Origin of the sequence: Streptomyces sp. NPDC006655, assembly GCF_040703965.1 — a bacterium.
In the GTDB taxonomy this organism is placed as follows: domain Bacteria; phylum Actinomycetota; class Actinomycetes; order Streptomycetales; family Streptomycetaceae; genus Streptomyces.
Map to the genome: position 1 here is coordinate 65533 of NZ_JBEYJU010000041.1, position 11506 is coordinate 77038.

Genomic DNA, 11506 nt, shown 5'->3' on the forward strand with positions numbered 1-11506 from the left:
GACCGCGCCGCCGGACGTCGACGCCCGGGTCGACCTCCTGATCACTCGGCGACACTTCACTTCCGGAAGAAGACGTTCCGCTGACCGTGAGACGACACCCTCGTGATCGGATAAAGTCCGCGCGTGGCCGAAAATCAGCACCCCCTTGCCAACTCCGCTCCGGACTCGCACTGTTCGAGCTGTGGAGCGACCTACGGAGAGGGCATCTCCGGCTGGCCCCGCACCTGCGCGGCCTGCAACCACACGGCGTACCGCAATCCGCTGCCGGTGGCGATCGCCCTCCAGCCCGTGTACGACACGAAGGGCACCGCCCTGGTCGTCATCACCCGCACCGTCGCCCCCGCGCGCGGAGGCGTCGCGCTGCCCGGCGGTTACGTCGACGACCGCGAGGACTGGCGGCACGCCGTCGTCCGTGAGCTCAAGGAGGAGACGGGCATCGACGCGGCCGCCCGCGACGTGCGCCTCGTCGACGCCATGAGCTCACCCGACGGGCACCTGCTGCTCTTCGGCCTCCTCCCGGAACGTCCGGCCGAGGGCCTGCCGCCGTCGGGCGCGACGGACGAGACGGAGGGCTGGCACCTGCTGCGCCGACCCGAGGAACTCGCCTTCCCCCTGCACAGCGTCGCCGTACGCGCGTGGTTCGAGGGCCGTTACTGAGCCCTCCGGTTCATCCCAGCCCCCTGACGCACACGGGGCGGGACGGCTCGCCGACGCCGTTTCCCCCCTCGCGCCGGACCACCACCTGCCGACCCTCCCAACGGGCGACGTAACGCTCTACCTCCGGCTCCTCCCAGCCGTCGCCCGCGTCCGGCACGACCAGCCCGCCGCCCGTCCGCCCCCGGACGGGCGCCCACACCTCCAGCCGCGTACGGCCGTCCTCGCCCCGCACGGGAAGGACGGCACCCGCGCGCGCGAGCACCGGAACCCGGGACAGCGGCGCGTCCACGAGCACCTGCCCGGGACCCTCGTACGCCTGCTCCGACAGCGTGTCGTACCAGCGCCCACGGGGCAGTTGCACCGCACGCCGGTCCGTGCCCGGATCGAGCACCGGCGCCACCAGCAGAGCGTCGCCCAGCAGGAACGCGTCCTCCCGGTCACGCAGTGCCCGGTCCTCCGGCGCACCCCACCACAACGGGCGTACATAGGGCGCGCCGGTGCGTCTCGCCAGATGCGCCAGCGTCATGAAGTACGGCAGCAGGCGCCGGCGTTCGAGGAGCGCCGCGCGCGCGTGCTCCAGCACCTCGGGCCCGAACTCCCACGGCTCCCGGCGCCCCGCCCGCACGTCGGCGTGCGTGCGGAACAACGGCAGGTACGCGCCCAGCTGGAACCAGCGCAGGAACAGCTCAGGCGACGGACTCCCGTCGAACCCGCCGACGTCCGGGCCCGAGTACGGCACCCCGCACAGCCCGAGTCCCAGAACCAGCGACAGGGACGCGCGCAACCCGGGCCAGCCGGTGGCGACATCACCGGACCAGGTGCCGCCGTAGCGCTGCATTCCCGCCCAGCCGGAGCGCGAGAACAGGAAGGGGCGCTCGCTCGGCGCCGCCTCCCGAAGGCCCAGGTAGGCCGCCTGGGCCATGCAGAGCGCATAGACGTTGTGCGCCTCACGGTGGTCGCCGCCCCGGCCCTCCAGAGCGTGCCGCGACGAGCGCGGCAGCGTCGACTCGCCGAAGGCGTTCAAGGACGTCGGCTCGTTCATGTCGTGCCAGAACCCGGCGAAGCCCAGCGCCAGCCGCTCCTCGTACAGAGCACCCCACCACGTGCGCACGCGCGCGTGCGTGAAGTCGGGAAAGACGGACTCCCCGGGCCACCCCACCCCCTCGACCGGCCGCCCCGACGCATCCCGCACGAAGGCGTCCACGGCCGTCCCGCCGTCATGAACCGCGTAGCCCCGCTCCGACCTCACCGCCGGCTCCACGACGGACACCAGCCGGATCCCGTCCCGCCGCAGCTCCTCCGCCAGCGTCGGCAGCTTCGGGAAGCGTTCGCGGTCGACGGTGAACACCTGATGCGCGTCATAGTGGTCGACGTCCAGATGGACGGCGTCCAGTGGCAGATCCCGCTCCTGGTAACCGGCGACGATCCGCCGCACCTCCTCCTCGCCGCCGAAGCCCCGGCGGGCGTGGTGATGGCCCAGCGCCCATGCCGGCGGAAGGGCCGGCGGCCCCGTGAGCGAGGCCCAGGTGTGCAGCACGCGCGCGGGGGTGCCCACCATCACCCAGCAGCGCAACGGGCCACCGTCCATTCGCAGTTCGCTCCGTCCGGTCCGGTCATGACCCGAACCAGCCCCCTCCTCACCCTCCCGGAGGGTCACCGTCCCGTCCCACGAGGTGTCGTGGAAGACCAGGTGCGCGGCGGCGTCCGCCACCACGAACTGCACCGGCATGGTGATGTACAGCGGATCGTCACCGGGCCCGAAGGCGTGCCCGGGGTCGGTGTTCCACAGCCGATAGGACCCGTCCCGCAGCCGGGGCCCCGAGGCCCGCCCGCCCAGACCGAAGAACCGCGCGTCCGCCGCCACCTCCGAACGCTGCACCCAGCGCGCCGCACCCCCGGCCACCGGCTCCCACCACCGAGGCGGCAGGTCCCGCCGCAGCATCACCCCACCCGGAGTGCACACCTCCACCGCGCCGTGCCGCGAGACACTGACCGTCGCCCGCTCCGCCACGACCCGCCAGCCGCCGTCCGTGTCCGGTTCGAGCACCGCCCGCGGATCGGGCTCAGGACCGCGACCCGCGAGCCCGTACGACGGTGCGGGCCCCGCCCCGTCCCAGCCCCAGAAGACCGCACCGTTCACGGCGACCATGATCCGCAGCTCGGACCGGCTGAAGCGGATCACCCCGCCTCCGGGGCCCGGCTCCGCGCCCTGCACCGGACCGGGCACCCGGGCCCGCTCCGCCCCCCGCGCGGGCAGCCCGGCCGCGTCGATGCGCCTCCTGCGCCACGCGGCCCGTACGGTACGCAACCCCAGAGCCGCCTTCCTCGAACCGACCACTCTCACCGAACGCACCAGGTCACGACCGTCCATGCTGCTCACCCTGCCACTCCACGCTCCACACATGCGCGCCGTTCAACTGCCGTTCACCCGTGCCGGGACCACATCTTCACGACACGGACCATGTGGAGCGCGCCCTGGTGCAGAAGTCGATCACATGGCATCGTCCCTGTCAGCCGCGTCACGCGCACACCCCCGCCCGTGCGCGTCCCACGCACACCAGCGCAGAAGCCCGGGAGCCGCCCCATGTCGACCGCGAACCCCCAGCCGCTCTGGCAGCCCGACCCGCAAAGGATCGCGCAGGCCCGCATCACCGCGTTCCAGTCCTGGGCGGCGGCACACCACGGAGCACCCGCCGACGGGGGCTATCCGGCCCTGCACCGCTGGTCCGTCGACCACCTGGACACCTTCTGGAAAGCCGTCACGGAGTTCTTCGACGTACGGTTCTCGACCCCCTACGCGCGCGTGCTGGGCGACCGCTCGATGCCGGGCGCCGAATGGTTCCCCGGCGCCACCCTGAACTACGCCGAGCACGCCCTGCGGGCCGCCGGCACGCGCGCCGACGAACCCGCGCTCCTGCACGTCGACGAGACCCACGAACCCCACCCGGTCACCTGGGCGGAGCTGTGCCGCCAGGTGGGCTCCCTGGCCGCCGCGCTCCGCGCCCTCGGCGTCCGCCCCGGCGACCGCGTCAGCGGCTACCTCCCGAACATTCCGCAGGCCGTGGTCGCGCTCCTCGCCACCGCCGCCGTCGGCGCCGTCTGGACCTCCTGCGCCCCGGACTTCGGCGCCCGCAGCGTGCTGGACCGCTTCCAGCAGGTCGAACCCGTCGTCCTGTTCACCGTCGACGGCTACCGCTACGGCGGCAAGGAACACGACCGCCGCGAGACCGTGGCCGCACTCCGCAGCGAACTGCCGACCCTGCGCGCCGTCGTGCACATTCCGCTGCTCGGTACGCCGGCCCCCGAGGGCGCCCTGGACTGGGCGGCCCTGACCGCCGCCGACACCGAGCCCGAATTCGAGCAGGTCCCGTTCGACCATCCCCTCTGGGTGCTCTACTCCTCCGGCACCACCGGCCTGCCCAAGGCCATCGTCCAGTCCCAGGGCGGCATCCTCGTCGAACACCTGAAACAGCTCGGCCTGCACTGCGACCTGGGCCCCGAGGACCGTTTCTTCTGGTACACCTCGACCGGCTGGATGATGTGGAACTTCCTCGTCTCCGGCCTCCTCACGGGCACCACGATCGTGCTGTACGACGGCAGCCCCGGACACCCTGACATCAGCGCCCAGTGGCGCGTCGCCGAACGCACCGGAGCCACCCTCTACGGCACCTCCGCCGCCTACGTGATGGCCTGCCGCAAAGCAGGCGTCCACCCGTCCCGGGACTTCGACCTCTCCCGGGTGCAGTGTGTCGCCACCACCGGCTCCCCCCTGCCGCCCGACGGCTTCCGCTGGCTGCACGACGAGGTCCGCGACGACCTGTGGATCGCCTCCGTCAGCGGCGGCACCGACGTGTGCTCCTGCTTCGCCGGGGCCGTCCCCACCCTCCCGGTCCACACCGGCGAACTCCAGGCACCCGGCCTGGGCACCGACCTCCAGGCCTGGGACCCGCACGGCAACCCCGTCGTCGACGAGGTCGGCGAACTGGTCGTCACCAACCCGATGCCCTCCATGCCGACCCGGTTCTGGAACGACGCTGACGGCAGCCGCTACCACGACAGCTACTTCGACACCTATCCGGGCGTCTGGCGGCACGGGGACTGGATCACCGTCACGGCACGCGGCTCGGTCGTCATCCACGGCCGCTCCGACTCCACGCTCAACCGGCAGGGCGTACGGATGGGCTCGGCCGACATCTACGAGGTCGTCGAGCGCCTGCCCGAGATCAGGGAATCCCTCGTCATCGGCATCGAGCAACCCGACGGCGGCTACTGGATGCCCCTCTTCGTCCACCTGGCGCCCGGGGCGGCCCTCGACGAGGCCCTGCTGAACCGCATCAAGCAGGCCATCCGCGAGCAGCTCTCCCCCCGGCACGTCCCCGACGAGATCATCGAGGTGCCCGGCGTCCCGCACACCCTCACCGGCAAGCGCATCGAGGTCCCGGTCAAGCGCCTTCTCCAGGGCACGCCCCTGGAGAAGGCCGTCAACCCGGGCTCCATCGACAACCTCGATCTGCTGGGCTTCTACGAGGACCTCGCCCGCAAGCGCATCTGAGCTCCTCGCCGAGGCGATCAGCCGCCGTAGGTGGCCTCGGACTCGCCCAGTACCGAGGCGAAGTCCGAGGCCAGCCGTACGGCGTCGACCGGCTCAAGCCCCGCGGTCGATATCCGGACCCCCGGGCCGGCCGAAAGCCTGAAACGCGCGCCCGCCGCGACCCACCATCCGTACGAGCGCAAACCGTTCACCACGGCCGACTCGTCCCGCACGGGCACCCACAGGTTCATCCCACTCGCCCCGTGCGAAGCGATACCACGCTCGGCCAACTCTCCCGCGAGCGTTTGTCGGCGTACCGCGTACGCCGCACGCGCGCGTGCCACCAACGCGCGCGTGTCCGCGTCGGTCATCAGGCCGAGCACCGTCTCCTGCAGCAGATGACTGACCCAGCCCGACGTCAGGAGCAGCAGACCGTCGTGACGCGCGAGCGTCGTCGCATCACAGGCGGCTGCCGCCCACCGCAGGTCGGTACCGAGGAACTTGCTCACGGTCCGCACATGCACCCAGCGCGCGAGGCCCGCGCCGACCGGCGAGTGCAGCGGGGCCTCGGTGACCGAGGAGGCGTGATCGTTCTCGACCACCAGGACGTCGGGCTCGGCCCGCAGCAGCTCGGCCAGGGCGTCCCGGCGCGCGGCCGAGAAGCAGCCGCCGTACGGATTCTGCGCCCGGGGGCTGTACACCACGGCCCGCACACCCGCGCGCAGGGCCGCGGCCAGACTGTCCGGACGCATTCCCTCGTCGTCCACGGCAACCGGAAAGGTCCGCAGCCCCAGCGCCGGGACGAGGTCGAGCAGGTGGTGATATCCGGGGTCCTCCATGGCCACGGCGTCGCCGGGCCGCAGCTCCACGGAGAGAACGCGGGCGATCAGGTCCAGCGCACCGTGCGCGAACGTCACGTGCTCCACCGGGAGGCCGTCGGGCCGCAGCCAGTCACGTACGGCTTCCTCCAGCCGCGCGAGCCGCGGCGCGGAACGGTGAGACCGGGCGCCGGGGGACAGCCGTGAGGGCGGCACCAGACCCGGCAGCAGGGCCCCGTCGGGATGCCCGCCGGCCAGGTCGCGGAGCCCTGGGGGCACTCTGGGCGGCCGCCTTGACGCCACCGCCGGAGCGGGCGCCACCACGGTGCCACCACGCCCCCGCGTGACGACGATCCCGCGCCGCCTCAGTTCCTTGTACGCCGTCGCGACCGTGCCCGGGCTCACCCCCAGCTCCTCCGCGAGCCGCCGCACCGGCGGCAGCGGCGCCTCCGGCGCCAGCTCGCCCTTGGCCACGCCCTGTTCGACGGACGCGGCAATCCCCTTGGCCGTGGACCCAGTGATCCCATATTGTATTGCCACGTTGGCAAGTATGTATCAGTACATAATTTCCGGCAAGGGGGAGCAGTGCAGACGACGCCCGGCACGATGCCACGACCGAAACGCATACCCGGAGGCCGCGACGGGAGCAGAATGCTCGCCATCGCCCTGATCGACCGCATCGGCAGCGGACTGTGGGCGTCGGTGTCGGTGCTCTACTTCACCTACGTCTCTGGTCTCTCCCTACCAGAAGTCGGCACCCTCGCCGCCGTGTCGGGCGCCATCGGCATCGCGGGAGCACCCCTGGGCGGCCGCCTCGCCGACCGGCTGCCCCTCACCCGCGTCCTCACTGCGTGCCAACTCCTGCGCGCACTCGCCTCCTTCGCCCTCCTCACCACCGACGACTACACCCTGCTGCTCGCCATCTCGGCCGTCGGCGCCCTCGGCGACCGCGCCGCCAACGTCCTCACCAAGCTGTACGCCACCCGCGTCGCGGGCCCCGAACGAGTCCGCTACCAGGCCCTCAGCCGTACCCTCGCCAACGCAGGCTGGGCCCTGGGGGGCCTGGCGGCCGCGGCAGCGCTCGCCCTGGGCGCCACCACGGCCTACCGCTGGCTCCTGGCCGGCGATGCCGTCTCCTTCGTCGCCATAGCACTCCTCACCCTGCGCTGCGGCGAACCCCCCTCGGCCTCCCGAGTCGTGACCGGCTTCAGGGCCAGGCCCCGCACCCCGAACCCGCCCGGCCCCTGGCGCGACCGGACCTATCTCGCGTACGTCGCCACGGACACCGTCCTCTTCCTCGACGACGCCGTCTTCAAAATAGGCCTGCCCCTCTCGATCGCCCACAGCGAGCACGTCCCGCACGGCCTCGCACCCCTGCTGCTCGTCCTCAACAACGTGCTGGTGGTGGCCCTGCAAGTGCCGCTCGCCCGCTTCGGCACCAGCAGCGAGGCCGCCCGTCGGCTCCTCGTCCCGCTCTCCGCCGCCTTCGCCCTCGGCGGCACCGCCATGGCCCTCTCCGCCACCGGCAGAACCCCCACCGCAGTCCTCCTGCTCACCGCCGCGGCCACCGCCTTCACCCTCGCCGAGATGCTCCACGCCACCATCTCCTGGGAACTCTCCGTCGCCCTGGCACCCGCCACCGCCCAGGGCGCCTACCTCGGCGTCCACGGACTCGCCCAGTCCGCCCAGCGCAGCATCGGCCCACTCGCCGTCACCGCCGCCATCGCCGTCGGCCCACTCGGCTGGTCGGCGTTCGGCGCCCTCATCGCGCTGACCTGCGGAATTCAGCACCGAGTCGTCCGGGACCGGCTTCCACGCCCTCGATTGTCAGCGGCGCCGGTTACTGTGAGTGAGCATTGATCGACCGCACACAGGGGGAAACCATGGCGCGCACCGACCACCGGGGCATGCGACGCGTCCTGCGCCGCGAGATCGCCGGCACCATCGGCCTGCTGACCGACGAACACGACTTCCGCGCCATGCGGCGCTACCGCACCTTCACCTTCGACGACCACCCCACCTACCTCCACCAGATCGAAGCCCTCCTCAGGACCCGCGCCTCCGAGGGCACCCACACCACACTCGCCCTGTTCGATCCCGAGGAATACGCCGAGTTCTGCACGGACACCGGACTCGACCCGGACCACCCCGCGAGCCGCACCCGCTTCACCGCCGAACTGGCCGCCACCGGCGCCACCATCCCCTACGACGGCCGACCCCTCACCGATCTGGTCCCGGCCCTCGTCGACGAGGCCGTACGCCAGGCCACCTGGGAGTACGCCAGTACCCTCCTCGCCCGGCTCGGCCCCTGCCCCACCTGCGGCGAGGACGTCGGACGGGCCGCCTTCACCCGCGCCTCCCACCTCCTCACCCGCATCCTCGACACCGCCCCGCCCGGTGACCGGCACCTCGTCTGCAGCGTCTCCGGACCACCCGAAACCCTCGTCACCGTCCTCCACGCCGACCAGAATGCCGACGGCACCACCGATCTCGACGAGGCCGAGACCCTCGAATTCACCAGCGTCCTCGCCCTCGGCCTCGCCACCCGCAGCCCCGGCGGCCTCGTCATGCGCACCAGCGCCCGGGGCAACCCCGACCGCGTCTACGGCTGGCGACTGCGCGGAGACACCCTCGCCCCGCTGACCGCCGGAGAAGTCTTCGACGCCTACTGCACAGACATCGAATCCGGCGACCTCATCTCCCCGGAATCCGACGTCGACTACTGCGCCCCGCCCGACCTGGGAGGCCAGGACACACCACCGGGCCACCACCACTGAAACGCGCCAGAGGCGCCCCACCCGCAGGTGGAGCGCCCCTGGAAAGAGAGCCGGCGGTCACGACAGCCGACGGCCGCACCCGGCTACTCGCCCGACAGCACCGCCTGAGCCGCCGCACGCGCCTGGTCCGCGCTGTCGGCAGCACGCGCCGCCGCCGCGGCCCGCTCGCACTGGGCCACTGTGTACTTGGCGAGCATCGACCGGACATAAGGAATCGACGCCGCACCCATGGACAGGGAGGTGACACCCAGACCAGCCAGCACACAGGCCAGCAGCGGATCGGACGCGGCCTCACCACACACACCGCAGCTCTTGCCCTCGGCCCTCGCCGCCTCCGCGGACAGCGCGACGAGGTCGAGCAGTGCGGGCTGCCACGGGTCCTGCAGCCGGGACACCGCACCCACCTGACGGTCAGCGGCGAACGTGTACTGCGCCAGGTCGTTGGTGCCCAGCGACAGGAACTCGACCTCCTGGAGGATCGAGCGCGCCCGCAGCGCTGCCGACGGGATCTCCACCATCGCACCGAACTTGGCCCGCAGCCCCGCCTCCCGGCAGGCATCCGCGAACGCCTTGGCATCCGCGCGGTCGGCCACCATGGGCGCCATGACCTCGAGGTAGACAGGCAGCCCCTCCGCCGCCTTCGCCAGCGCGGTCAGCTGGGTCCGCAGCACCTCGGGGTGGTCGAGCAGCGTCCGCAGCCCGCGCACGCCCAACGCCGGGTTCGGCTCGTCCGCCGGGGTGAGGAAGTCCAGCGGCTTGTCGGCACCCGCGTCCAGCACCCGCACGACCACCCGGCCCTCGGGGAACGCCTCGAGCACCTGACGGTAGGCCTCGACCTGCTTCTCCTCGGAGGGAGCGTTCTTGCTGTCGTCCAGGAACAGGAACTCGGTACGGAACAGACCCACGCCTTCGGCACCGGCCGCCACGGCCGCCGGCACATCCGCAGGTCCGCCCACGTTGGCCAGCAGTGGCACCTTGTGCCCGTCCGCGGTGACACCCGGCCCGGTCGAGGCGGCCAGCGCGGCCTTGCGCTCGGCGGCCGCCGCCTGCAGCTCCGCCTTCTTCTGCGCGCTCGGATTCACGAAGATGTCGCCGGTGCTGCCGTCCACGGCGATCATCGTGCCCTCGGCGAGCTCACCCGCGCCGGGCAGTGCCACGACCGCCGGCACACCGAGCGCCCGGGCCAGGATCGCGCTGTGACTCGTCGGGCCGCCCTCCTCGGTGACGAAACCGAGCACCAGCGCCGGATCGAGAAGCGCCGTGTCCGCCGGCGCCAGGTCCCGCGCCACCAGCACATACGGCTCGTCGCTGTCCGGGACGCCCGGCATCGGCACCCCCAGCAGCCGGGCGACGATACGATTCCGCACGTCGTCCAGGTCGGCCACCCGGCCGGCGAGGTACTCGCCGGCGCCGGCCAGTAGCTCGCGGTACGCGGCGAACGCGTCGTACACAGCCCGCTCAGCGGTGCTGCCGACGGCGATCCGGCGCTCCACGTCGGCCATCAGCTCAGGGTCCTGGGCCATCATGGCCTGCGCCTCGAGCACCGCCTGGGCCTCGCCGCCGGCCAGGTTGCCGCGTGCCATCAGGTCGGCGGCCACCGCCTCCACCGCCTGACGAGCCCGACCCTGCTCCCGTGCGGCCTCTTCCGCCGGGATCTGCTTGGCAGGCGGCTCCAGCACCGCCGTTCCCATGTGCCGAACCTCGCCGATCGCCACACCGTGGCTCACGCCGACGCCTCGCAGCGTTGTCTCCATCTCACCCGTCTCCGATAGTGCGGCGGGTCCCGCCGCCGCGATGGTTGTCGTGGTGGTCGGCCTCTCCGTCATACGGCGGGAAGTCGACCGGGTCGTCAGCTCCGGACGAGTCAGTGCCAGGCGAAGAGACTGTCCCCGGCTTTCACATCGCCGTCCTCGCGAAGCTCGGAGAGGGAGTCCGCCGTGGCCTCGAGCGCCACGACGGGGCACACCGGGGACTTGCCGGCGGCCTCCACCTCGGCCGGGTTCCAGCGGATGACGCCCTGGCCACGGGTCACGGTGTCGCCCTTGTTGACCAGCAGCTCGAAGCCCTGGCCGTTGAGCTGCACGGTGTCGATGCCGAGGTGGATGAGCACGCCGTGGCCGTTCTCGTCGACGACGACGAACGCGTGCGGGTGCAGGGAGACGATGACTCCGTCAACGGGCGCCACGACCTCGGAAGGCTCGCGCGCGGGGTCGATCGCCGTACCCGGGCCGACCATGGCCCCGGAGAAGACCGGATCGGGCACGGCGGCCAGTCCGATGGCGCGTCCTGCCAGCGGGGACGTCACGGTGGTCATGGGAAGCCTCCCAGGAGTGGAGCTGCTTACGGGCCGTCACTACCTGTCCCGGACGGCCCTGAGCAGCAGCGTATGTCATGTGAAGTGGCGGTTCCGCATGGAAGCTACCACCTAGTGGTCTAGACCACCAGGGTAAGGGATTTGCATGGGCTCCGAAGCTCCGTGTACAGTCGTACTCCTGCTTGGGGCCAAGCGGCGCGGCAATGCGTACTAGGTCAGCAGAAACCAAATTCTTCAGATCCTAACTTCGGATCATCTTCCGCATGTCTGCGGGAGGGTGGTCAGGAGGCCGGAAAAACACTGATAGAGTTTGGAACACCGAAGGGAAGCCCGGAGGAAAGCCCGAGAGGGTGAGTACAAAGGAAGCGACCGTTCCTTGAGAACTCAACAGCGTGCCAAAAGTCAACGC

The 11506-nt window shown here is 71.7% G+C and carries 8 protein-coding genes; 4 read left to right on the top strand and 4 right to left on the bottom strand.

The window, feature by feature from the left end:
• Positions 1 to 123 precede the first annotated feature (123 nt).
• Positions 124 to 657, top strand: a complete 534-nt coding sequence (locus tag AB0958_RS23855) for an NUDIX domain-containing protein (RefSeq protein WP_366892490.1) — start codon at positions 124 to 126, stop codon at positions 655 to 657.
• Between the two features lie 10 nt (positions 658 to 667).
• On the opposite strand, the gene AB0958_RS23860 is transcribed toward AB0958_RS23855, so the two are convergent.
• The gene (locus AB0958_RS23860; protein ID WP_366892491.1) at positions 668 to 3028 is read right to left on the bottom strand and encodes a glycoside hydrolase family 31 protein; all 2361 of its coding nucleotides are present in this window, start codon (positions 3026 to 3028) and stop codon (positions 668 to 670) included.
• A gap of 213 nt (positions 3029 to 3241) precedes the next feature.
• Here AB0958_RS23860 and AB0958_RS23865 point away from each other — a divergent pair, with 213 nt between their 5' ends.
• On the top strand, positions 3242 to 5209 hold the full coding sequence (locus AB0958_RS23865) for an acetoacetate--CoA ligase (RefSeq protein WP_366892492.1): 1968 nt from the start codon (positions 3242 to 3244) through the stop codon (positions 5207 to 5209).
• Between the two features lie 17 nt (positions 5210 to 5226).
• On the opposite strand, the gene AB0958_RS23870 is transcribed toward AB0958_RS23865, so the two are convergent.
• Entirely contained in the window at positions 5227 to 6546 is a 1320-nt protein-coding gene (locus tag AB0958_RS23870) for an aminotransferase class I/II-fold pyridoxal phosphate-dependent enzyme (protein ID WP_366892493.1), read from the bottom strand.
• A gap of 111 nt (positions 6547 to 6657) precedes the next feature.
• On the opposite strand from AB0958_RS23870, the gene AB0958_RS23875 reads away from it, so the two are divergent.
• Together AB0958_RS23875 and AB0958_RS23880 are read left to right on the top strand one after the other, a co-directional pair.
• Positions 6658 to 7866, top strand: a complete 1209-nt coding sequence (locus AB0958_RS23875; RefSeq protein ID WP_366892494.1) for an MFS transporter — start codon at positions 6658 to 6660, stop codon at positions 7864 to 7866.
• A 23-nt stretch (positions 7867 to 7889) separates the two neighbouring features.
• A complete protein-coding gene (locus tag AB0958_RS23880) occupies positions 7890 to 8783 on the top strand; it encodes a hypothetical protein (RefSeq protein ID WP_366892495.1) in 894 nt (297 codons plus the stop codon).
• Between the two features lie 83 nt (positions 8784 to 8866).
• Here the strand turns inward: AB0958_RS23880 and ptsP are convergent, their stop codons facing one another.
• Positions 8867 to 10537 carry a phosphoenolpyruvate--protein phosphotransferase gene (gene ptsP / locus AB0958_RS23885; protein WP_366892496.1) on the bottom strand — a complete coding sequence of 557 codons (1671 nt, stop codon included), beginning with the start codon at positions 10535 to 10537 and terminating at the stop codon, positions 8867 to 8869.
• Between the two features lie 110 nt (positions 10538 to 10647).
• A complete protein-coding gene (locus AB0958_RS23890) occupies positions 10648 to 11097 on the bottom strand; it encodes a PTS glucose transporter subunit IIA (protein ID WP_366892497.1) in 450 nt (149 codons plus the stop codon).
• Positions 11098 to 11506: the final 409 nt, after the last annotated feature.